We start from the raw sequence: 22966 nt of genomic DNA on the forward strand, positions 1-22966 counted from the left end.
AACGGGGCCCGCCTGGTCGCTTCGGGCCGGTGCGACGTGGTGCTGGCCGGAGGCAGCGAGGCCGCCATCACCGGAACGTCCCTGGCCGGCTTCGGCAACATGACGGCTCTGTCCGGGCTGGGGATCTCTCGGCCCTTCGACGCCGAGCGCGACGGCTTCGTCATCGCCGAGGGTGCGGCCGTCCTCGTGCTCGAGGAGCTCGAGCGGGCCCGGGCGCGCGGGGCCCACATCTACGCCCTGGTGGCCGGGTCGGCCAGCACCGCCGACGCCTACCACATCACCGCGCCGTCGCCCGGGGGGACCGGCGCCGCCACGTGCATGGAGCTGGCGCTGGAGGACGCGGGGGTCACCCCCGACGCCGTACGCCACATCAACGCCCACGGGACCTCGACGCCGCTGAACGACGCGGCCGAGGCCGAGGCCATCACCAAGGTCTTCGGATCGCCCGGGCCGCCGGTGACGTCGACCAAGGGAGTGACCGGCCATGCCCTCGGGGCGGCGGGGGCCATCGAGGCGGTGGCGGTTGCCCTCAGCATCGACCGACGGCTGATCCCGCCGACGTCCGGCTACGAGCACCCCGACCCCTCCATCCAGCTGGACGTGGTGGCCGGGGAGCCCCGGGCGTGGGAGCCGGGGCCGGCCCTGTCGAACTCGTTCGGCTTCGGCGGTCACAACGGCTGCCTCGTGCTGGTGCCCGCCGACTGACGACGAGCGCCGGGGACCCGGAGGGGCATGGGGGCAGGGGGCACCTGTAGAGGTCAGTTCCACATTGTCCGAAAGCCACTGTCGGTGAAGAAGCGTTCGACGACCCGGCAGAAGCAGCAATTCGGAACAGGACGGAACGTCGCGTCGGCGGTAGACGAGCTCGTCGGGACGTGATCGCACCGCCCCCGACACCCAGCGCAGCCTGGCGACGACATGGCGTGACGCCCCGTGTTCCAGCCTGTTCCGAATTCACCCTGAGCGGTCGGTGGCGGCGGTGCTGGAGCCCCCAGTCAGATTCGGAGACTTTGAAACCGACGTAGGTGGGCAACCGGAGCGTCCGGCGTCTGCCGGCGGGTCGGAGCCAGCGTGACCTAAGCGTCAACGATGACGAACAGCAGCTCCACGTCGCAGGCCGTCCGGCCCTCGACGGCAGCGCGACCCTTGCCCCGCCCGGCGCGGGCGGACAGGCGCCCCATCTCCACCTCGAGGTCCAACACATCACCCGGTACGACCTGGCGGCGGAAGCGGGCCGAGTCGATCCCTCCGAACAGGGGGAGCTTGCCGGCGTAGCGCTCATCGAGGAGCACCGCCACCGCCCCCAGCTGGGCCACGGACTCGACCATCAGCACGCCCGGCAGGGTCGGCCGGCCGGGGAAGTGACCGGCGAAGAACCACTCCTCGCCCGTCAGGCGCCACCGGCCCCGCGCCGAGACGCCGGGCTCGACGGCGGTGATCTCGTCCAGCAGGAGGAACGGGGGACGGTGGGGCAGGATCTCGTCGGGCCGGGGCAGGCTCACCGCCCGACCCTCACGCTTTGGCGCTCAGCGCGGCCAGGAGCTTCTCCGGCGTGTCGGCCGGGCTGATCTTGTACCAGGCCTCGGCCACCTTGCCCTTGGCGTCGATGAGGAACGCCGAGCGCACGATGCCCATGAACTTGCGGCCGTAGAGCGAACGCTCCCCCCACACCGCGTAGGCGTCGGCGACAGAGTGGTCGGGGTCGGAGAGAAGCGGGAAGCCAAGGCCGTATTTCGTGTCGAACTTGGCCTGCTTCTCGGGGGCGTCGGGACTGATCCCGATGACCACGGCGTCCCCGATGCGGTCGGCGACGTCGCGCAGGCCGCACGCCTGGGTGGTGCACCCGGGTGTGTCCGCCTTCGGATAGAAGTACACCAGGTGCGGACCCTTGCCCCGCTTGAGCGAGTCCGCCAGGCGGAACGGCCTACCGCTCTGGTCGAGCAACTTGAAGTCGGGCGCCTTGTCGCCGGGTGCCAATCGGGCCATGTGAGGAAGGTAGTGGGTCGGCGCCGGCGGCCATGCCCGCCTCCCCCTCGGTAGGGTCCGGATTGGCGGCAACGGCGCCGGGTAGGAGGGGGGCGAGATCGAGTTGACGCGGTGGCCCGTGATCCGTCAGCTGCAGGGCCGGGACCGGACGGGACGCGGGGCGGCAGCCAAGTCCGGGCACAGCGACCGGCTCCTGCCCCGGACCTACACCGCCGACAAGGTCGTCAAGTCCATCTGTCCCTACTGCGCGGTCGGATGTGGCCAGAACGTCTACGTCAAGGACGGCCGGGTGGTCCAGATCGAGGGGGACCCGGACTCCCCCGTCAGCCGGGGCCGGCTGTGCCCCAAGGGGGCGGCCAGCCTGCAGCTGACGACGGGGCCGGCGCGGGAGCACCGTGTCCTCTACCGGCCGCCCCACGGCACCGACTGGGAGGTCCTCGACCTCGACCGGGCCATGGACATGGTGGCCGACCGGGTGATCGCCACCCGGCGGAAGTCGTGGGAGTGGGAGGACGCCGACGGGGTCCGGGTGCGCCGGACCCTCGGGATCGCCAGCCTGGGCGGGGCCACGCTGGACGTCGAAGAGAACTACCTCATGAAGAAGCTGTACACCGCCCTCGGCGCCATCCAGATCGAGAACCAGGCGCGCATCTGACACTCGTCCACCGTCCCCAGTCTGGGGACCTCGTTCGGGCGGGGCGGCGCCACCACCTTCCAGCAGGACCTGCAGAACTCCGACTGCATCGTCATCGAGGGCTCGAACATGGCCGAGTGCCACCCGGTCGGGTTCCAGTGGGTCATGGAGGCCAAGGCGCGCGGGGCCACGGTCATCCACGTCGACCCCCGGTTCACCCGGACCAGCGCCCTGGCCGACCTCCACGTTCCGCTCCGGGCGGGCAGCGACATCGCCTTCCTGGGCGGGATCGTCAACTACGTCATCCAGAACGAGCGCTACTTCCGGGAGTACCTCGTCGCCTACACCAACGCCCCCACCATCATCAACGAGGACTTCGCCGACACCGAGGACCTCGACGGCGTGTTCTCGGGCCTCGATCGGGAGAACCGCAAGTACGACTTCCACACCTGGATGTACGAGGGCATGGAGATCCAGGCCGCCGCCGGCAGCCGCGACCAGGAGTACGAGGACCGGACCCGGTCCGGCGCCTCGGTCCGTGAGGCCGCCCGCGGCGAGTCCCACGGCTCGGGCGGGGCCGCCATCAGCGGGCGGCCGGAGAACGACCCCGACCTCCTCCACACCCGGTGCGTGTTCCAGATCGTGAAGCGCCACTTCGCCCGCTACACGCCCGAGGTGGTCGAGGAGATCTGCGGCGTCCCCCGGGACGTGTTCCTCCGGGTGTGCGAGACGGTCGCGGCCAACTCGGGACGCGACCGCACCACGGCGTTCGTGTACTCGGTCGGCTGGACCCAGCACACCGTCGGGGTCCAGTACATCCGCACCGCCGCCATCCTCCAGCTCCTCCTCGGGAACATCGGCCGCCCCGGGGGCGGGATCATGGCCCTGCGCGGCCACGCCAGCATCCAGGGCTCGACCGACGTCCCGACGCTGTTCAACCTGCTTCCCGGCTACATCCCGATGCCCCACGCCCACGAGCACGAGGACCTCGACAGCTTCGTCCAGGCCGAGGCCCCGGAGTACGGCTTCTGGGCCGAGATGAAGGCCTACACCGTCAGCCTGCTCAAGGCCTGGTTCGGGCCGGCCGCCTCTGCGGACAACGACTGGTGCTTCGACTACCTGCCCCGTCTGACCGGGGACCACAGCAGCTACGAGACGGTGATGGCCCAGATCGACGGCACGTGCAAGGGCTACTTCCTGGCCGGGGAGAACCCCGCCGTCGGCTCGGCCAACGCCAAGATGCAACGGCTCGGCATGGCCAACCTCGACTGGCTGGTGGTGCGGGACTTCTCCCTGATCGAGTCGGCGACCTGGTGGAAGGACGGCCCCGAGATCGAGACAGGGGAGATGAGCACCGCCGACATCGGGACCGAGGTGTTCTTCTTCCCCGCCGCCGCCCACACCGAGAAGAGCGGGAGCCTGACCAACACCCAGCGCATGCTGCAGTGGCACCACATCGCCCGGGATCCCGACGGGGACGCCCGCAGTGACCTGTGGTTCTACTTCCACCTGGGCCGGATCATCCGGGAGAAGCTGGCCGGGTCGAACGACCCCATGGACCGGCCCCTCCTCGACCTGACCTGGGACTACCCGACCGAGGGCGCGCTGGCCGAGCCGACCGCCGAGGCCGTGCTGGCCGAGATCAACGGCTACGACTCCGATGGCCGGCCCCTGGCGTCCTACGAGCAGCTCCGCGAGGACGGTTCGACGACCTGCGGGTGCTGGATCTACTGCGGCGTGTACGCCGACGGCGTGAACCAGTCCGCCCGCCGCAAGCCGGCCAGCGAGCAGAACTGGGTGGCCAACGAGTGGGGCTGGGCGTGGCCCGCCAACCGCCGCATCCTGTACAACCGGGCGTCAGCCGATCCGGACGGGAGGCCCTGGAGCGTGCGCAAGGCCCTCGTCTGGTGGGATCCCGACCAGGGCCGCTGGAGTGGCCACGACGTCCCCGACTTCAGCGCCGACAAGGAGCCGTCCTACGTGGCGCCGGAGGGGGCGCGCGGAGCGGCGGCGCTGTCCGGCACCGACCCCTTCGTGATGCAGGCCGACGGCAAGGGCTGGCTGTTCGTTCCCGCCGGGCTCACCGACGGCCCCCTCCCCGCCCACTACGAACCCCAGGACTCCCCGTTCGACAACGTGCTGTACCGCCAGCAGCGCAACCCGGTGCGCCAGGTCTTCAGCCGCCGGAACAACCGGTACCAGCCGTCCGGCAGTGAGCCGGGATCGGACGTCTTCCCCTACGTCACGACCACCTACCGGCTCACCGAGCACCACACCGCGGGCGGGATGAGCCGGTGGCTGCCCTACCTCTCCGAGCTCCAACCCGAGATGTTCTGTGAGGTCTCCCCCGCCCTGGCCGCCGAACGGGGCCTCGAGCACCTCGGATGGGCCACGATCGTCACCGCCCGCAGCGCCATCGAGGCCCGGGTCCTGGTGACGGAGCGGATGCGGCCCCTGCAGGTGCAGGGCCGGACCCTCCACCAGATCGGCCTGCCCTACCACTGGGGACCCAACGGCCTGAGCACGGGCGATGCCGCCAACGAGCTGGCCTCGATCTCGCTCGACCCCAATGTGCACATCCAGGAGGTCAAGGCTCTGGCCGCCGACATCCGCCCCGGACGCCGGCCCCGCGGCCCGGCCCTGACCGCCCTCGTCGAGGAGTACCAGCGCCGGGCCGGCATCACCGAGAAGACCGGGACCGAGGTGTGAGCACCGCCCGCTTGGGTTTCTTCACCGACACGTCGATCTGCATCGGCTGCAAGGCGTGCGAGGTGGCATGCAAGGAGTGGAACCACGTCCCGGAGGACGGGCTGGCGCTCACCGGGATGTCCTACGACAACACCGTTGGCCTCGGAGCCGACACCTGGCGCCATGTGGCCTTCATCGAGCAGGCCCGGCCCGACGGGCTGCGTTGGCTGATGTCGTCGGACGTCTGCAAGCACTGCACCGAGGCCGCCTGTCTCGACGTGTGCCCGACCGGCTCCCTATTCCGTACCGAGTTCGGCACCGTCGTGGTGCAGGAGGACATCTGCAACGGCTGCGGCTACTGCATCCCCGCCTGCCCCTACGGGGTCATCGACCAGCGCAAGGAGGACGGCCGGGCCTGGAAGTGCACCATGTGCTACGACCGCCTGCAGGTCGGAGCGGAGCCGGCGTGCGCCCAGACCTGTCCCACCAGGTCGATCCAGTTCGGGCCGCTCGACGATCTGCGAGAGCGGGCGGCCGGTCGCCTGGCCGAGCTGCAGCAGGCGGGGGTCACCGACGCCCGGCTCTACGGGCACGACGCCGACGACGGCGTGGGCGGGAACGGGGCCTTCTTCCTCCTCCTCGACGAGCCCGAGGTGTACGGGCTCCCGCCCGACCCCGTCGTGACCACCCGGGACCTCCCGGCCATGTGGCGTCACGCCGCCATGGCGGCGCTGGCCCTGGCGACCGGGGCGGCGGCGTCCTTCCTCCGGGCCGGCCGATGACCAGCGCGGAACGATCGATGGTTCCCGACGCCACGCCGCGCTCGTACTACGGGCTGCCGGTGATCAGCCAGCCGGTGTGGAAGAGCCGCGACATAGCCGGCTACTTCTTCCTGGGCGGGCTGGCCGGGGCCTCGTCGACCCTCGCGCTCGGGGCCCAGTTGACCGGACGCCCGGGCCTGGCCCGGTCCAGCCGCCTGGCCGCCGCCGGCGCCATCGGGCTCTCGGCGGCGGCGCTGGTCCACGACCTGGGCCGTCCCGAGCGGTTCTACAACATGCTGCGGGTCTTCAAGCCCACCTCGCCGATGAGCGTCGGATCGTGGCTGCTGGCCGCCTACGGACCGATGGCCGTCACGGCGGCGGGGACCGCGGCCACCGGGCTGCGGCCGGGACTGGGCACGGCGGCGTCGGCGGGAGCGGCGCTTCTCGGGCCGGCGGTGGCGTCGTACACGGGCGTGCTCGTCTCCGACACGGCCGTGCCGGCCTGGCACGAGGGCCACCGCCACATGCCCTATCTGTTCGCCTCCTCCGCCGCCTCGGCGGCCGGTGGGCTGGGCCTGGTGGCCGCCCCCCGCCGGGACAACGGGCCCGCCCGCCGCATGGGCGTGGCGGGGGCGGCCGGGGAGCTGGCGCTGTTCCGGATCATGCGCCAGAGCATGGGGAGGGCGGGGCGGGCCTACACCGAGGGCCGGGCCCACCGGTGGACGCGCCGGGCCGAGACCCTCACCCTGGCCGGTCTGGTCGGAGCGGCGGTGGGGGCCCGCCGCAGCCGGGTGGCGGCGGCGCTGTCGGGTTCCGCCCTGCTGGCCGGCTCGGCCTGCACGCGGTGGGCGGTCTTCGAGGCCGGGCTGCAGTCCGCCCGCGACCCGGACGACACCGTCATCCCTCAGCGAGAGCGTCTGCGGCGCCGACCAGGGCCAGATGGCTGAGGCCCAGCGGGAAGTTCCCGAGGAATCCCCCGGTGCCGGGATCGATCTCCTCGGCCAGCAGGCCGACGTCGTTGGGTAGGCCGACGAGCTCGTCCATGAGCGCCACCGCCTCGTCCCTTCGGCCGGCGTACACCAGGGCCTCGACCATCCAGAACGAGCAGGCCACGAACGTCCCCTCGATCCCCTCCATCCCGCTGTAGCGGTAGACGAGCGGTCCCCGGGCCAGCTCCTCCCGCACGGCGTCGATGGTCGACGACAGCTGCGGCCCCCGGTCGAACCCGATGCGGCCGGCCCGGAGCACGGCGGCGTCCAGGAGGTCGGTGTCGGCGTAGAAGGTGTAGGCCTGCCTGGCCTCGGACCAGCAGCGCTCCCGGATCCAGTCGGCGACGACATCCCGCTCGTAGGCCCAACGGTCCCGGTTGCGGGAGTGGATCCGGCCGGCGTCGGCCAACCGGGTGGAGCGCTCGAGGGCCAACCAGCACGCCAGCTTCGACGACGTGTAGTGGCGCTGCTCGTCCAGCTCCCAGATCCCGCTGTCGGTCTGGAGCCAGGTGTCGCACACCCGGTCGGCGAACGCCGCGACCGTCTCCGCCGTGGACTCGTCGAGGACGTTGCCCCGCTCGCTGTACAGCCACACGGCGTCGATGAGGTCTCCGAACGTCCCCAGCTGGGACTGGCGGGCGGCCTCGTTCCCGGAGCGGACCGGCCGGCTGTCGCGATAGCCCCGCAAGGGGACGTCGGCCTCGTCCTCGGCCAGGCGGCCGTCCAGCGAGTAGAAGACGTGCAGATCCGGGACGGTGCGCCGGACGGTCGAGAGCAGCCAGGAGAGCGACCGGTGGGAGTCCTCGCGGGCGCCGAGGTAGATCAGGGCCTGGATCACGAACGACATGTCCCGCACCCACGCGAACCGGTAGTCGTAGTTCCGGGTGTGTCCTACCGCCTCGGGCAGGGAGGTGGTCGGAGCGGCGGCGATGGCGCCGGTGTCTGAGTAGATCAGCAGCTTGAGGGCCCGGGCGCTGTCGAGCACGTGGTCCCGCCACGGCTCCTGGGCCTGCACGCGCGAGCTCCACGCGTCCCAGGCCCGGGTCGTCTGCTCGACGCGCGCGCACACCTCGTCCGGAGTGGGGACGAACAGCGGCTCACCGTCGGTGGACACGATGCCGAGGAGGTGGCGCGACCCTTCGTGGGCCTCGAACGAGCCGCGCACCACCCGACCGTCGATGACCGGCTTGCCCACCTCGTCGGCCACGACCCCGAGGTACTGGTCCTCGACCGTCACCAGCGGGACCCCATCGCGTTCGGTTGCCCAGGGCCGGGCCATGCCGAACCGGTCCCCGACCGCGACCTCCCACTCCATCTCCACCCGGCCCGACACTCCCTCGACCAGGCGGGCCAGCTCGCTCCACGGGAGTTGGTGGCCGTCCATGAGATTGGCCGAGTCGGTGACCCGGACCTCCCCGTTCGGGGTGGTGAAGGTCGTCTGCAGGACCGCGCTCCGACCGACGTAGGACCGGCGGGCGCGAGCCGGGCCCCGCGGGCGCAGGCTGATGTGGCCTCCCGCGTCGGGGTCGAGGATGCGCGAGAACGCCGGGGGGGCGTCCATGGTGGGCAGGGACCACCAGTCGACGGCCCCGTCCAGCGCCACGAGGGCCACGCTCCGCCCGTCTCCCACCGCGGCGTAGCACTCGATCGGCGCAAAGCCGTCGGGGCGGAGGTCGTCGATGTCGCGTCCGGCATCCCGGGCGCCACCTGCGGCCTGCTCTGCGGACGGCACTGCCTCCAGGGACGGCATCGCCTCTAGGGACGGCATCGCCTCTAGGGACGGCGCCGGCGGGCCGCCTTCTCCCTGGCCGTGCGGGCCAGGGCGATCCCGAACTTCCGTCCCGTGTCGGGCAGGGTCCGCAGGAAGCTGGGATCGCGGAACCCGGACGCCTGGTCGTCGAAGATCCCGTGGGCCCCCTCGTCCCCCGAGTCGTCCCCGGCATCCCACAGGTTCCCGCGCCGGCCGGGGTCAACCGGAAGATCGGTCAACTGGGCGTCCCACGCCCCGATGGCGGCGAACTGGTTCCCGACCCCGGGCATCACCTTGGACGCCCCCACCAGCAGCTTGTTCCAGGACCCCACGATCTTGGCCCGCCGGCCGTCGAGGGCGGCCTCGACGATGAACTTGGCCGGCACCTCGGGTTGGTAGATCGGCGGCACGGGCTGGGGGTGGCGGTCGAAGACCGAGCGGCACCAGTTGAACTGCGGGGTGTTGACGGCAGGCAGGTGCACCATCGACATCCGCACGTTGCTGCCGCGGTGGATGAGCTCGGCGCGCACCGACTCGGAGAACCCCCGGCAGGCGAACTTGGACGCGCAGTAGGCCGACTGCAGGGGGATCCCCATGAACGCCAGGGCCGACCCGACGTTGACGATGGTCCCCCGGTCGCGGGGCACCATGCGCTGCAGGGCGGCGCGGGTCCCCCAGACCTGGCCGAGGAAGGTCACCTCGACCGCCCGCTTGAACTCGTCCGGGTCCACCTCCCAGAACGGGGCGAACTTCGTCGTCATGGCGTCGTTCACCCACACCTCCACCGGCCCGAGCTGCTCCTCGGCCAACTCGGCCGCCCGGTCCACCTGCTCGTGGTCGGCGACATCGGTGGGCACGACCAGAGCCCGGCCCCCGGCGCTCTCGACGTCCTTGGCCGCCGCCTCCAGTCCGGCCCGGCCCCGCGCCAGCAGGGCCACGTCGAAGCCCCCCTCCGCCAGGGCCACTGCGGTGGCCCGTCCGACCCCCGCGCTCGCACCCGTGACCACCGCTACCCCACGTCCCGCCATGACCTCTCCTCTATTCCTCTATCCCGTGATCAGGCGGCGCCCGTAGTCCCGGACCCGGTCCACGACCGCCAGCACCGGAGCGGCGACCACGAGGCCGCCGAGCCGGTCCGGGCCGTGCGGGTGGGGACGGGTCGGCGCCGTGGCCTTGGCCTGGTCGAACAGGGTGGCCAGGAGCCGCAGCTTGGTGTCCCCCTCCGCTCCGGTGAGGAGCGGCAGGACCTCGGCCTCCTCGGCCGCGGCGTGGGCCCGGACGAGGGAGTGCAGCCGCTCGAGGTTGCGCCGGAAGCGGCGGCTGGCGGGGTTCAGCAGCTCCTGACGCAGCATGCGGGCCAGGAGGCGCTTGGCCTGCCGCTCCTCCTCGAGGCGCCGGTTGCGCACCTCGACCGCCTCCGTCCCCAGCCCGCGGAGGTGGGGGTAGACGACCTCCTCCTCGGCCGCCTCGTGCACCGACAGCTGCCGGACCACGGCGCGGAACAGCTCACGGCGTTCGGCGGCGTCCCTCACCCCGACGAGGTGGGCCAGAGCGTCCGAGACCTGCGCGTGGTCCTCGCGGATCACCTCGACCAGGTCGGGTCCGTACGGCTCGCGTTGCAGCACCTCTTCGGGGACGGTCATGACTGCGTGTCCTCTACCCGGATCCCGGGCCGGAAATGCTTCCGGGGCGGAGGTGGCCGGACCTCCGGCGGGGGCGGGCCACGGCGTCGGGTACGGTCGGCCGGTGAGCGCGACCGAGGCCACCGACCTCGACATCGGCGCCTTCACGGCGGAAGGCCCCTGGGTCGTCGATCCGGCGGCCATGTCGTGGCGGCGGGGCATCGACCAGCTGCGGGAGCGGACCCGCCGGGAGGTCCCCCGTCTGGTCCGCCGGCGCCGGCTGCCCCCGGGCGGCCGGGTGGTGACGGTCGGGACCAGCCTGGGATGGGCTCTCGGGAACTGGTATCTCCTCGACCGGAGGAAGGGGCAGGTCCCGTCGCGCCGGGGGGTGTCGCGCCGGCTGCGGGAGGCCTTCGTCCGGCTCGGGCCCACCTACATCAAGCTGGGCCAGATCCTCTCGTCGGGGGAGGGCATCTTCCCCGAGGAGCTGGTATCGGAGTTCAAGCTGCTACGCGACCGCGTCCCGGCCGAGCCGTTCGACGTCGTGCGCCGCATCGTCGAGGAGGACCTCGGCCGTCCCCTCGAGGCGGTGTTCTCCTCGTTCACGGAGAAGCCCATTGCCGCGGCGTCGATAGCCCAGGTGCACGCCGCCACCCTGCACCCCGACGTCACGCCCGGGGGAGGCCGGGACATCGTCGTGAAGGTCCAGCGGCCGACGGTCGCGTCCCTGGTGCGCCGGGACCTGGCGGCGATGAGCTGGATTGCCCCCTCCCTCGTGGGCCGCATCCCGGTCACCGCGCTGGCCAACCCGCCGGCGCTGGTCGACCTGTTTGCCGAGACGATCGTCGAGGAGCTCGACTTCCGCCTCGAGGCCCAGAACATGCTCGACGTCGGGCGGATCCTGGCCGACACCGAGCAGCGCGCCCTGGTCGTCCCCCGGCCGCACCCCGACCTGGTCACCCGCCGGGTACTCGTCATGGAGCGCCTCGACGGCTTCAGCTTCGACGACGTGGCGGGAATGAAGGCGGCGGGCATCGACACGTCCGCGGTCGTGCGCGCCGGCATGGTCGCGTTCCTGGAGGGCTCGATGCTGTTCGGCGTGTTCCACGGGGACCTCCACGGCGGGAACCTCTTCGTCCAACCGGACGGGCGGGTGGCGCTCCTCGACTACGGGATCACCGGCCGCCTGGACGAGCCCCGCCGGCTGGCGTTCCTCCGCCTGGTGATGGGCGCCACGGGTAACGACATCAAGGGACAGATCGCCGCCCTGCGCGACATGGGCGCCCTCCCCCCCGACGTCGACGTCGACGCCGTGATCCGGGACCTCAACCTGGAAGGGCCGGTGAAGGACCCCACCCAGATGTCGGCCGAGGAGCTGACCGCCGAGATCCGCGAGCTGACCAAGTCGCTCCTGGCCTACGGGGCCCGCCTGCCGAAGGAGCTCATGCTGTTCATCAAGGACATGCTGTTCCTCGACAACGCCCTGGCGACGCTGGCCCCCGAGATCAACATCTTCGACGAGATCGGCCAGATAGCCGCCTACTTCGCCACCCGCCACGGAGAGCGCATAGCCGCCGACGTCGGGATCGATCCCCGCAGCGTCCCGCTCGACCTGTCGGGGGTGAAGGCGTCGTTCGGCCTGACGTCCGACGTCGACACCCTGACCTACCACGACCTGCAGAAGCGCCGGGACGTCATCCGCAAGCGGATGGAGGACCACCACCGACCGCGGCGGCGCTGAGCCCTGGCGTAGGGTGAATGGCCTTGGCCAGCAGCCCGGTCGCCGATCGCGCCGGCGCCGCCCTGGGGCGCCATCCACGAGACCTGGCCCGCGTGCTCGGCGCGGCGGCCATCGTCACCGTCGCCTTCCTGGTGGCCCGGACCCACCGGGTCGACCCCCTCGAGGCCGCCCTCTACCGCGACGCCCAGAACCTGCCGGCCTGGCTGGCCCCGATCTCACGGACGGTGTCGGTCGGCGGCTCGGTCCTCAGCATCGCCGTGGTGGCGGGCATCGCCTTCCTGGCCCACCAGATCCGGGGCGCCCTCAAGCTGGTGGCGGCGGGCACGGCGGGCTGGGTGGCGGGCGACCTGCTCACGGTCTTCGCCCCCACCCGGGTGGTCACCGTGGCCAACGTGACCGTGCAGCACGGCTTCCGCCACTCGGTGGTGCTGCACACCACCTTCCCGGCCGACCACATGGCGGTGGCCGGGGCCCTGGCGACCGTGGTGACGCCCTACCTCCCCCGCATCCTGCGCTTCGTGCCCGCCGTGCTCCTGGCCCTCGTGGCCGTGTCCCAGACCTACACCGGCCATCACCTGGCCCTGGACGTGGCGACGGGGGCGTTCATCGGCTTCGGGATCGGCAGCTTCTTCCATCTGGTGTGGGGGGCGCCGGGCCGGGCGTCGTCGACGACCGCCGTCGAGGCGGCCCTCCGGACCGGCGGGTTCGAGCCGGCCGAGCTCCGCCCGGTGATCGGCGGGCTGTTCGGCCCGCGCATCTTCGAGGGCTGCACGTGCTCGGGCACCCCGCTGCTCGTCGAGGTGGTGCGCCGGGGCCAGCGCCGGGCGGGGTGGACCTACCGGCTGCGCCGGCTGCTCGCGTCCCTGGAGGTGGAGGACGAGCCCCGCCTGTCGTCACCCAGCCACGAGGTCGAGCACGAGGCCTACGCCAGCCTGTTGGCCGAGCGCTCGGGGGTCCGCACCCCGCCGGTGCTGATGACCACCGAGCTGGGCCACGGTCCCGCCCTTCTCGTCAGGGAGAAGGTGAAGGGCCGCCGCCTCCCGCAGCTGGCCCCGCACGAGCTCGACGACGGGCTGCTCGACGAGATCTGGCACCAGGTCCTCATGCTGGGGGACGCCCGCATAGCCCATCACGAGCTGACCGCCAACAACGTCCTCGTCGACGACAAGAACGACCCGTGGATCCTCGACTTCACCTTCTCGCGCACCGGCGCCACCGAGACCCGCCTGGCCCAGGACGTGGCCGAGATGCTGATCTCCCTCACGTCGGTGGTCGGGGTGCAGCGGGCGGTCGACTCCGCCTTCCGCACGCTCACCGCCGACCGGGTGCGCCCCGCCGTCACCTACCTCCAGCCCCTGGCCGTGCCGGCGCGCATACGCGACCAGATCGGCGGTCAGCGCTGGCTGCTGGCCGACCTGTCCAACGAGGTGGCGGGGCGGCTGGGCCAGCAGCGCCCCTCGTTCCGGCCGCGCATCCGCGCCACCACCATCCTCACCCTCGTGGTCGGCGGGGGGGCGGTCTACCTCCTCCTCCCCCAGCTCGGGACCCTCCCCCGCCTGCTCACCGCCCTGCGCCAGGCGGACTACTGGTGGCTGGTGGTGGCCTTCGCCGCCAGCGCCCTCACCTTCCCGGCCTCGGCGGCGTCGTACATCGGCTCGGTCCCGCGCCACCTGCCCTGGGGCCGCACCACCCTCGTGCAGGTGGCCTCGGCGTTCACCAGCCGCCTCACGCCCGGTGGCGTCGGGGGCATGGGCCTCAACCTGATCTTCCTCGAGAGCGAGGGATCGGCCCGCGCCGAGGCGGTCGGCTCGATCGCCCTCAACCAGGCGGCGAGCGTCGTGGTCCACGCCGCCCTGTTCTTCATCGCCGTCGGCGTGCTCGGCCTGTCCGGGGTCGTCGGCCGCCATCCCCTCCCCACGGGCTGGCCCGTGCTGGTGGTGGTGGCCGGCGTGCTGGTGGCCGCCGGGGCCCTCCTCGGCTCCCCCTTCGGGCGCCGGCGGGTGCTGGCCCCCAGCGTCAGGGTGGGGCGGGAGCTCGCCCGCGCCCTGCGCTCCCCCCGCCAGGCCCTCGGCCTGTTCGGGGGGGCGGCCGGCGTCACCCTGGGCAATGCCGTGGCCCTGGTCACCTGCCTGGCCGCCTTCGACCCGCACTTCCCCGTGCTCTCGGCCCTGGCGGTCTACGTCGGCGGCTCGGCCATCGCCTCCCCCGCTCCCACCCCCGGCAAGCTGGGGGCGGTCGAGGCGGCCCTGGTGGCGGGCCTGACCGGGATCGGGGTGCACTCGGAGCCGGCGGTGGCGGCGGTGCTCACCTTCCGGCTGATCAGCTTCTGGATCCCGATCGTCCCCGGTCTGGCCGTGTTCCGCTACCTGCAGCACCGGCGTATCGTCTGATCCCGGAGGCGGCCCGGGCCGTCGTCTGCCCGCAAGGGATGACGGGTAGGGTCCGCGGGTGAACGATCTCGACTTCTGCCGGGAGCTGGGCCAGCAGCTGCGGGTGGACTCGGTGCGGTGCAGCGCCGCCGCCGACTCGGGCCATCCGACGTCGTCGATGTCGGCGGCCGACCTGATGGCCGTGCTCATGGCCCGCCACCTCCACTACGACTTCTCGGAGCCGGGGAACCCGGGCAACGACCACCTGATCTTCTCCAAGGGCCACGCCTCCCCGCTGCTGTACTCGATGTACAAGGCGGCCGGCGCCATCAGCGACGACGAGCTGCTCACCTTCCGCAAGTTCGGCAGCCGCATCGAGGGTCATCCGACCCCGGACCTGCCCTGGGTGGACGTGGCCACCGGCTCGCTGGGGTTCGGGCTCCCCGTCGGCGTCGGCGTGGCCCTCGCCGGCCAGCGGCTCGACCGCCTCGACTACCGGGTGTGGATCCTCTGCGGTGACAGCGAGATGGCCGAGGGCTCGTGCTGGGAGGCGTTCGAGCACGCCGCCTACGAGGGTCTCGACAACCTCACCGTCGTCATCGATGTCAACCGCCTCGGCCAGCGGGGCGAGACCATGCACGGCTGGGACCTGACCTCGTACGCGGCGCGCGCCGAGGCGTTCGGCTGGCGCGCCATCGAGATCAACGGCCACGACGTGGACGAGGTGGACCGGGCCTATTCCGAGGCCGTGGCGACCAAGGGCCGCCCCACCGTGATCGTGGCCCGCACCCACAAGGGCCGGGGCGTCAAGGCGGTCGAGGACCAGGAAGGGGCGCACGGCAAGCCCCTCGACGACCCGACGGAGGCCATCGCCGAGCTGGGTGGGGAGCGCCACCTGAGCGTGCAGGTGGCGGTGCCGGAGGCCAACGGCAAGCCCCACCAGTTCGCGACCGGGTCGGCGGCGCTGCCCCGCTGGGAGCTCGGCGAGTCCGTCGCCACCCGCCGCGCCTACGGGGATGCCCTGGCGGCGGTGGGAACCGGGCGCGGCGACGTCGTCGCCCTGGACGGGGAGGTAAGCAACTCCACCCACGCCGACATCTTCAAGAAGGCCCACCCCGACCGCTTCTTCGAGATGTTCATCGCCGAGCAGCAGATGGCCGCCGCCGCCGTTGGCATGCAGGTGCGGGGCTGGACGCCGTACGCGTCGACCTTTGCCGCCTTCCTGAGCCGCGCCTACGACTTCGTGCGCATGGGCGCGGTGAGCCAGGCGTCGGTCCGCTTCTGCGGGTCCCACGCCGGGGTGTCGATCGGCCAGGACGGTCCCTCGCAGATGGGCCTGGAGGACCTCGCCTCCTTCCGGGCCGTGCATGGCAGCACCGTGCTGTACCCGTGCGACGCCAACCAGACCGCCGCCCTCGTGGCCGCCATGGCCGACCTCGTCGGGATCAGCTACCTGCGCACGACCCGCGGCAACACGCCGGTCATCTACGGACCGGACGAGGAGTTCCCCGTCGGCGGGCTCAAGGTGGTGCGCTCGTCGGCCACCGATGCGGTGACCGTCGTCGGCGCCGGCATCACGCTCCACGAGGCCCTGGCCGCCGCCGACACCCTCGAGGGCGAAGGTATCCGGGTGCGCGTCATCGATCTCTACTCCCTGAAGCCCGTCGACGGCCCGGCTCTGCTGGAGGCGGTGACGGCGACCGGGGGGCGGGTGGTCACCGTCGAGGACCACTGGCCCGAGGGAGGCGTCGGCGACACAGTGCTGACGGCGCTGGCGGCGGCGAGGGTGGCCCTGCGGGCCGAGAAGCTGGCGGTGGGCGCCATGCCGGGCTCGGGAACCCCGGAGGAGCTGATCGGTGCGGCCGGGATCGACGCCGCCCATATCGCCGCCGCCTGCCGCCGCCTGGCCGGCGCCGGCTGACCCACCTTCTCAGCCCGGACCGAGCGCCCTCAGCGGCGGGTGAGCCGCCAGGACAGGCTGACCCGCGGGACGGCGGTGCCCGCGGTTGCGGGCTTCGACACCGTCTGAGTCCCGACGCGGTAGGTCACCGTGCCGACCTGCTGGCCGGCGGCCAGCGGGGCGCGGAGGGGAACGTGGGCCACGTTGACCTTCACCGCCATTCCGGGCCAGCCGAGGAACACGGCCCCGCCTCCGGCCTGCACCGCCACCTCGTGGCCCCACGGGACGCTGATGCGGCCCACCTCGGAGGACGGCAGGCTCACGGCTATGGGCCGCAGCGCTGCGGCGGTGGCGTCGATCAGGCGCTGCCCGGAGGTGAGGGCCGCCTCCAGGATCGACGGGCCCCGCTGGCCCAGGACGGCGCCGATCACCAGCTGGTCCTTTCCCAGCACGGGGCGGTGGGCGGCGAAGAGGAAGCAGCCCCCGGCCTGGATGGTCGAGCCGGTCTTGATGCCGACGATGCCGGAGTGGCCGACCAGGAAGTCGTAGTTGTAGAGGGTCCCCGCCACCGGGAGGTCGACCGAGGCCTCCCCGACGATGGCGGCGAACACCGGGTTGGCCATGGCCCGCTCCGCCAGCACGACCTGGTCGGTGGCGTTGCTCCTCGACGCCGCGCTCAGCCCGGTCGAGTCGGAGTAGTGGGTGGCGGTCATGCCGAGCCGGGCCGCCTCGGCGTTCATCTTCTGCACGAAGGCGGCCTCCGAGCCGGCGTCCCAGCGGGCCAGCGCCACGGCGACGTTGTTGGCCGACGCCACCAGGGCCGCCTCCAGCGCCTGGTGCTCGGTGATCTGCTCCCCCGCCGCCACGCGCGCCACCGACTGGTTCTGGGCCACGCCGAAGGCGTAGCCGGCGACGTCCGCCGCCGTCATGGTGAGCGACGGCCCCTGCGAGCCCGACGCCAGGGGGTGGTCGGCCATGATCACGTAGGCGGTCATCACCTTGGTGAGGCTGGCCACCGGAACCGGCGCGCCCGAACCCGACGCCCCGAGGGTGCCCACGCCCGCCACCGCGACCGTCGCCTCACCACCCTTCGGCCACGGCAGCGCCGGCGGCGTTCCGGGCACGACGAACGTGGCGGGGGCGTCGCCCACGAACGACAGGGCGGGCACCGACCGGGTGAGCTGCACGACGGCACCGGCCACGGCCAGGACCAGCAGGACCAGCAGCACGATCAGCACGGCGCGCAGCGCGGGCAGCCGGCGCCGGCGCCGGCGGCCCCAGTCCAGCGAGTTGCGGCGGTCGAGGGTGCGCAGGGCCATCCTCCCAGTGAACCGCCTACTCGCCCATCAGAACGGGATCCCGGCTGGGATGACCCGTCGGCACGGCGCGGGCCGGGGTCACCGGGGCCGCCGCCCGCCGGGGCAGGAAGGCGGCGGGAATGAACCCCACGGCGGTCAGCACCAGCGCCAGGAGGAAGGTCTTGGCAAAAGAGTGGGCCAGGACGGGCGACACCTTGGTCAGCACCGCCGGCGACACGGACGACACGGCGTTGAGGGAGCTGGCCCCGGCCCGGAACCCGTGGGCGGCCAGCCCGCTGGTCATCTCCCGCTGCAGGGTCACCGCCATGACCGCCGTGCCGATCGATCCACCCACCCGCTGGATGATGTTGAGCGACGTGGTGGCGCGCGGGACCTGGGCGTGCTCGAGGCTCCCGTACGACGCCGCCATGGCGGGCATCATCGTGAAGCCGAACCCGATGCCGCGCACGAACAGGGCGCCGCAGAGGAACACGTACGAGGTGTGGGGGCCGACCTCGGCGAAGGCGGCCGTCCCCAGGCACATCACCGCCATCCCGCCGAGCACGACGCGCCCGGCCCCGATGCTGTCGGTGAGCCGCCCGGCCAGCGGCATGAACATGGCGCTGGCTATCCCCTGCGGCGCGAGCAGCAGTCCCGCCGCCAGGGCGCCCTGCCCGCGCACGATCTGGTAGTAGAGCGGCAGCAGGATCATGGCCCCGAACAGGGCGATGCCGAACATCAGCGATGTCCCCGCCCCGGCCGAGAAGCTGCGGTCCTTGAACAGCCGCATGTCGATCAGCGCCACCCCCGGCCGGCGCACCGACTGGAGGACGAACGCCACCAGGAGGGCGCACCCCACGCTCACGCCGATCACGGTCTGGGTCCCCCCGAACCCGCCGGACGAGCCGGCCTCGGACAGGCCGTAGACGATGAAGGCCAGGCCGGGAGACAGGAGAGCCAGGCCCCGGAGGTCGAGCCGCTGCCCGCGCGAGACGGTGGCCCGGGGCAGCAGCCGCACGGCCAGGAACAGGGCCACCGCCCCGATCGGGACGTTCACGTAGAAGATCCACCGCCAGCTGGCGTCCTGCACCAGCACCCCGCCCAGGACCGGACCGAGAATCGGGCCCAGCATCATGGGCACGCCGATGATGCTCATCACCCGGCCCATCCGGGCCGGGCCGGCCGCCTGGGCCATGATCGTCTGGCCCACCGGCATGATCATCCCCCCGCCGAATCCCTGCAGGACGCGGAACACGATCAGGCTGCTGATCGACCACGCCGCCCCGCACAGGGCCGAGCCGGCCAGGAACAGCACGGTGGAGGCGATCCACACCTGCTTGGCCCCGAAGCGCTCGATGGCCCAGCCGGTGAGCGGGATCACCGTCGAGAGGGAGAGCAGGTAGCCGGTGGCCACCCACTGGACGCTGGTCAGCGAGGCGTGCAGGTCCTTGCCCAACGCGTCGAGGGCCACGTTGACGATCGTGGTGTCGAGGATCGACATGATCGAGCCCAGGACGACGACCGACGCCAGGAGCATCAGCGGCCGGTCGAGCCCCGCCCCGCTCCGTCCGGCCTCCCGCGTCGCCGTGGTTGCCACCGCCGGAGTCTAAGAACCCCGGAACCTGGTGCCGACCACGAACGGGTCCAGGGACACGGGCGGGGCCGTCCCGAGGGCCAGCGCCGCCGCCGTGGAAGGCGACCTTGTAGGTGCCCCCGAAGGGGCCGGGGGAGAAGGTGGGCAGCCCGTAGGGCGAGGCCCCCTCCTCGCGCGGGCGGCGCTCGATGAAGATCGGCAGGGCCAGCGGGTCGCGGTCATCCCCGGCCCGGAAGTAGGCCACCTGCTCCAGGGTGGGCCGCAGGCGGAGCGGGATCCCGGCGGCGGCCGTGACCGAGCGGCTCCACGGCCCCGCCCGAGTCGCGGATCCCGGTCACCCGGCTCCCCTCCCGGAGCTCGGCTGCCGAGCAGGCCCGGAGAGCGGCCAGGCAGGAGTCGGCGGACAGCACCCCCGAGTCGGGCTCCCACAGGGCGGCTCCGCCCCATCCGCGACGGGCCGCGCGACCCGGACCGCTCGTGGCCCACGGCGGCCTGCTCCAGGACCACCACGTCCCGGCCGGGCGGACGGTACCGGAGGGGCCGACAAGAATGCCGCCATGACCCCCGAGGCGAAGACCCTGGCCGTCGACGTCGGTGGGACCGGGATCAAGGCCTCGGTCCTCGACGCCGCCGGGAAGCTGACGGCCGAGCGGGTGCGGGTGGCCACCACCTATCCGATGGAGCCCGGCCGTCTGGTCGACGTGATCACCGAGCTGGCCGGCCACCTGCCCGCGTACGACCGGGTGTCGATCGGCTTTCCCGGCGTCGTGCGGGAGGGCCACGTGCTGACCGCTCCCCACTTCGTGACCGAGAAGGGGCCCGGCACCAAGATCGTTCCCGCCCTCGAGCGGAGCTGGCGGGGCTACGACCTGGCCGGCGCGGTCGCGACCGGCCTCGGCAAGCCGGCCCGGGCGGCCAACGACGCCGACCTCCAGGGGGCGGCGGTGGTCACCGGCGAGGGACTGGAGCTGGTCGTCACCCTCGGCACCGGCGTCGGCACGGCTCTGTTCTACAAGGGCCGCCTGGCCGCCCACCTCGAGCTGGCCCACCACCCCTTCCGCCGCGACCAGACCTACAACGAGCAGCTCGGTGACGCCACCCGCCGCCGGATCGGCAAGCGGCGCTGGAACAAGCGCGTGCACCTGGCCATCCGCACGCTCTACGACCTCGTGGTCTACGACCACCTCTTCATCGGCGGCGGCAACTCCGGTCGGGTGTCCGAGCCGCTGGACGCCAACATCACCATCGTTGGCAACGAGGCCGGCATCCTCGGGGGCATCAAGCTGTGGGAACGCGAGGAGATGTAGCAGCGCTCAGGCGGCCGAGGTGACGCGCCGGGCGAACTCGACGGCGGCGCGCTCGATCAGCTCCTTGTCGTGGTCGAGGGTGGCGACGTGGAAGCTGCGCTCCAGGCTCACCCGCTCGACCGGGCCCGAGACCGACCCGGCCAGCCGCTCGCTGGCACCGGGTGGGACCACGTGGTCCTGGGGGCTGTTGAGGATCAGCACCGGGCAGCGGATGTCGGCCAGCCGGCCCTCGAGGTCGAGCATCGCCTCTCCGAGCGACAGCAGGCTGCGCACCGGCACCTGGTCGTAGCCGAGCTCGTCGGCGTCGGGGTCGGCGATGTCCCCGGCCACGCCGGGCATCAGCTCGATGCCCTGCGACAGCATGTCCTCGAGGCCCTTACGCAGGTCGTCGTCCGCCATGCCCACAGCCGCGTTGATCAGCACCAGGCCGGCCAGCTCGGGGTGGTGCGCCCCCACCCACGCCGCCAGCGTCCCGCCCATCGACAGGCCGGCCGCCACCACCCGCTCACACCGGCCGGCCAGGTCCCGGTAGGCGGCCTCCACCGCTCCCGACCAGTCGGCCCAGCCCGTGGTGGCCATGTCCTCCACGGTGGTGCCGTGGCCGGGCAGGCGGGGCAGCTCGACGGTGAAGCCGGCCGAGGCGAAGGCCTCGGCCAGGCCCCGCATCGACTGGGGGCAGCCGGTGAAGCCGTGGATCACCAGGGCGCCGGCGGGCCCGCCGGGAGCGGACCACGCCTCGGCGCCGGGAAGGACGGCGGGGCTCACGCCGGGGTGGGCTGGCGGGGCTCCATCCCCGCCGCCAGGTAGATGGCGTCGATCACGCGCATGTTGGCGATGGCGTCGTCGGGCCCGGTCGGCACGGCGGCGCCGTTCTCGACCGCGTCCACGAACGCCTCGAGCTGGTACTGGTAGGTGTGGTGGCCCCGCCCCCGCCACCGCCGGGTCCGGCCCCCGCTGCGCTGGGTGACGAGGTTGAAGAACTGCGGGGCGGTGGGGTTGAACACGTGCACGCTGCCGCTCTCCCCGATCACCCGGGCCGAGATGTCGAGCACGGTCCCGGACCACATCGAGGTGGTGATCCGGCCGCTGCTGCCGTCGGGAAAGCGGACGGAGGCCCGCACGTAGCGGTCGACGCCCGGGCGGCGCAGCCGGGCCTCGGCGCTCACCACCTCGGGCTCGGCGCCGGCCAGGGTGCGCGCCATGTGCACGGCGTAGCACCCGGCGTCCATCAGGGCGCCCCCGGCCAGGTGCGCCTGCCACCGGATGTCGTTGCGGGCGAACAGCGGGAAGCACATCGAGGTGCGGATCTCCCGGATCGGGCCCAGCTCGCCACTTCTCACGATCTCGACCAGCCGGGAGGCCAGGGGGTGGTACCGCCAGTGGAAGGCCTCCACGACGACCAGCCCGGTCTCGGCCGCCACCTTGGCGACCTCCTCGGCCTCGGCGGCGTTGGCCGTGAAGGGCTTCTCGCACAGGACGTGCTTGCCGGCCCGCAGGGCCCGCATCGTCCAGACCCCGTGCAGACCGTTGGGCAACGGGTTGTACACGGCGTCGATGTCGGGGTCGTCGATCAGCTGCTGGTACGACCCGTGCACGCGGGGGATGCCGTGCTTGGTGGCGAAGGCCTGCGCCTTGTCGCGCGAGCGCGCCGCCACGGCGGCGACCTCGGCCCCGGCCACGGCCCGCCCGGGCCGGACCAGCGCCATCGGGGCGATGCGGGCCGCGCCCAGGCAGCCGATCCGGACGGTCACGAGCCCGCCTGGGGCCGCATCGGGGGCAGGCCCAGCTTGCGGTGGTCCCACGACACGACCCGGTCGACGTTGAGCTTGATCACCACGCGCTTGTTCAGCATGGCCTCGACCATGGGCCGCATGTCCTCGCTGTAGGCGCCCGTGTAGCGCTCGAACACGCTCACCCCGAGCTCCCACATCCGCTTCGGGTCCTCGACGATCTCGGCCCGGCCCACCAGCTCGACCCCGCGCAGCTCGTCGTAGTAGTCCCCGTCCTCGATCATGCAGGTGATCGTGGGGTTGCGCCGCAGGTTCAAGACCTTCTGGCTCTTGGCCTTTGTCTCGAAGGCGAGCGCCCCCTCGAGGAACCCGTACCACATGGCCACGGCGTGGATGGTCCCGTCGTGGTTGATGCTGCAGAGACTGGCGGCGCGGCGGCCGGCCAGGAACTCGTCGATCTCGTCCGGGCCCATCTTGATGAGGTCCCGCTGCTTGACGCCGTGGCCCATGGCCCCTTGTTCCGACATATGGGCATGGTAGGGAACGGGGCGGGAGAACGCCGCTTCGCCCTCGGGCGTCAGCGGGTGGAGCGGGCGG

At 72.5% G+C, this 22966-nt stretch carries 18 protein-coding genes; 8 read left to right on the forward strand and 10 right to left on the reverse strand.

Features of this window, described 5'->3' with window-relative positions; genetic code table 11:
- Window positions 1–705: beta-ketoacyl-[acyl-carrier-protein] synthase family protein (locus VFW24_09540; GenBank protein HEX5267004.1), on the forward strand; the 705-nt coding region annotated here is incomplete at its 5' end.
- 371 nt (window positions 706–1076) lie between these two features.
- Here VFW24_09540 and fabZ read toward each other — a convergent pair.
- Window positions 1077–1502 (reverse strand): 3-hydroxyacyl-ACP dehydratase FabZ, encoded by a 426-nt coding sequence (gene fabZ, locus VFW24_09545; GenBank protein ID HEX5267005.1) that lies wholly within the window; start codon window positions 1500–1502, stop codon window positions 1077–1079.
- A gap of 10 nt (window positions 1503–1512) precedes the next feature.
- The gene (gene bcp / locus VFW24_09550; protein ID HEX5267006.1) at window positions 1513–1986 is read right to left on the reverse strand and encodes a thioredoxin-dependent thiol peroxidase; all 474 of its coding nucleotides are present in this window, start codon (window positions 1984–1986) and stop codon (window positions 1513–1515) included.
- Between the two features lie 97 nt (window positions 1987–2083).
- On the opposite strand from bcp, the gene fdh reads away from it, so the two are divergent.
- The 3 genes from fdh to nrfD are packed head-to-tail and all read left to right on the forward strand — an operon-like array spanning window position 2084 to window position 7016.
- Window positions 2084–5329, forward strand: a complete 3246-nt coding sequence (gene fdh / locus VFW24_09555; GenBank protein HEX5267007.1) for a formate dehydrogenase — start codon at window positions 2084–2086, stop codon at window positions 5327–5329.
- Window positions 5326–6090 carry a 4Fe-4S dicluster domain-containing protein gene (locus VFW24_09560; protein HEX5267008.1) on the forward strand — a complete coding sequence of 255 codons (765 nt, stop codon included), beginning with the start codon at window positions 5326–5328 and terminating at the stop codon, window positions 6088–6090. The genes fdh and VFW24_09560 overlap by 4 nt, the downstream gene beginning before the upstream one ends.
- 17 nt (window positions 6091–6107) lie before the next feature.
- Complete coding sequence (nrfD, locus tag VFW24_09565) at window positions 6108–7016, forward strand: NrfD/PsrC family molybdoenzyme membrane anchor subunit (GenBank protein ID HEX5267009.1); 909 nt, start codon at window positions 6108–6110, stop codon at window positions 7014–7016.
- On the opposite strand, the gene VFW24_09570 is transcribed toward nrfD, so the two are convergent.
- From VFW24_09570 to VFW24_09580, 3 genes are read right to left on the reverse strand one after another with little or no spacing between them, the layout of a single operon-like run.
- Window positions 6967–8808, reverse strand: a complete 1842-nt coding sequence (locus VFW24_09570; GenBank protein HEX5267010.1) for a glycoside hydrolase family 15 protein — start codon at window positions 8806–8808, stop codon at window positions 6967–6969. The genes nrfD and VFW24_09570 overlap by 50 nt on opposite strands.
- 23 nt (window positions 8809–8831) lie before the next feature.
- Entirely contained in the window at window positions 8832–9836 is a 1005-nt protein-coding gene (locus VFW24_09575; protein ID HEX5267011.1) for an SDR family oxidoreductase, read from the reverse strand.
- An 18-nt stretch (window positions 9837–9854) separates the two neighbouring features.
- The gene (locus VFW24_09580; GenBank protein ID HEX5267012.1) at window positions 9855–10451 is read right to left on the reverse strand and encodes a hemerythrin domain-containing protein; all 597 of its coding nucleotides are present in this window, start codon (window positions 10449–10451) and stop codon (window positions 9855–9857) included.
- Window positions 10452–10554: 103 nt separating this feature from the next.
- Here VFW24_09580 and VFW24_09585 point away from each other — a divergent pair, with 103 nt between their 5' ends.
- From VFW24_09585 to VFW24_09595, 3 genes are read left to right on the forward strand one after another with little or no spacing between them, the layout of a single operon-like run.
- A complete protein-coding gene (locus VFW24_09585) occupies window positions 10555–12171 on the forward strand; it encodes an AarF/UbiB family protein (GenBank protein ID HEX5267013.1) in 1617 nt (538 codons plus the stop codon).
- Between the two features lie 23 nt (window positions 12172–12194).
- A complete protein-coding gene (locus VFW24_09590) occupies window positions 12195–14561 on the forward strand; it encodes a lysylphosphatidylglycerol synthase domain-containing protein (GenBank protein ID HEX5267014.1) in 2367 nt (788 codons plus the stop codon).
- 58 nt (window positions 14562–14619) lie between these two features.
- Entirely contained in the window at window positions 14620–16461 is a 1842-nt protein-coding gene (locus VFW24_09595; GenBank protein HEX5267015.1) for a transketolase, read from the forward strand.
- A gap of 29 nt (window positions 16462–16490) precedes the next feature.
- Here VFW24_09595 and VFW24_09600 read toward each other — a convergent pair whose 3' ends face one another.
- Both VFW24_09600 and VFW24_09605 read right to left on the reverse strand, forming a co-directional pair.
- Window positions 16491–17759, reverse strand: coding sequence for a hypothetical protein (locus VFW24_09600; GenBank protein HEX5267016.1), 1269 nt, complete (start codon window positions 17757–17759; stop codon window positions 16491–16493).
- A 16-nt stretch (window positions 17760–17775) separates the two neighbouring features.
- A complete protein-coding gene (locus tag VFW24_09605; GenBank protein ID HEX5267017.1) occupies window positions 17776–19335 on the reverse strand; it encodes a DHA2 family efflux MFS transporter permease subunit in 1560 nt (519 codons plus the stop codon).
- Between the two features lie 554 nt (window positions 19336–19889).
- On the opposite strand from VFW24_09605, the gene VFW24_09610 reads away from it, so the two are divergent.
- Window positions 19890–20639 carry an ROK family protein gene (locus VFW24_09610; GenBank protein HEX5267018.1) on the forward strand — a complete coding sequence of 250 codons (750 nt, stop codon included), beginning with the start codon at window positions 19890–19892 and terminating at the stop codon, window positions 20637–20639.
- 6 nt (window positions 20640–20645) lie between these two features.
- Here the strand turns inward: VFW24_09610 and VFW24_09615 are convergent, their stop codons facing one another.
- From VFW24_09615 to VFW24_09625, 3 genes are read right to left on the reverse strand one after another with little or no spacing between them, the layout of a single operon-like run.
- Window positions 20646–21404, reverse strand: a complete 759-nt coding sequence (locus tag VFW24_09615) for an alpha/beta fold hydrolase (protein HEX5267019.1) — start codon at window positions 21402–21404, stop codon at window positions 20646–20648.
- Window positions 21401–22390 (reverse strand): Gfo/Idh/MocA family oxidoreductase, encoded by a 990-nt coding sequence (locus VFW24_09620; protein HEX5267020.1) that lies wholly within the window; start codon window positions 22388–22390, stop codon window positions 21401–21403. Before VFW24_09620 ends, VFW24_09615 begins: the two co-directional genes overlap by 4 nt.
- Window positions 22387–22896 (reverse strand): PPOX class F420-dependent oxidoreductase, encoded by a 510-nt coding sequence (locus VFW24_09625; GenBank protein HEX5267021.1) that lies wholly within the window; start codon window positions 22894–22896, stop codon window positions 22387–22389. Before VFW24_09625 ends, VFW24_09620 begins: the two co-directional genes overlap by 4 nt.
- Between the last annotated feature and the right edge of the window lie 70 nt (window positions 22897–22966).

The sequence above is a fragment of the Acidimicrobiales bacterium genome, assembly GCA_036273495.1.
Taxonomy (GTDB): domain Bacteria; phylum Actinomycetota; class Acidimicrobiia; order Acidimicrobiales; family JAJPHE01; genus DASSEU01.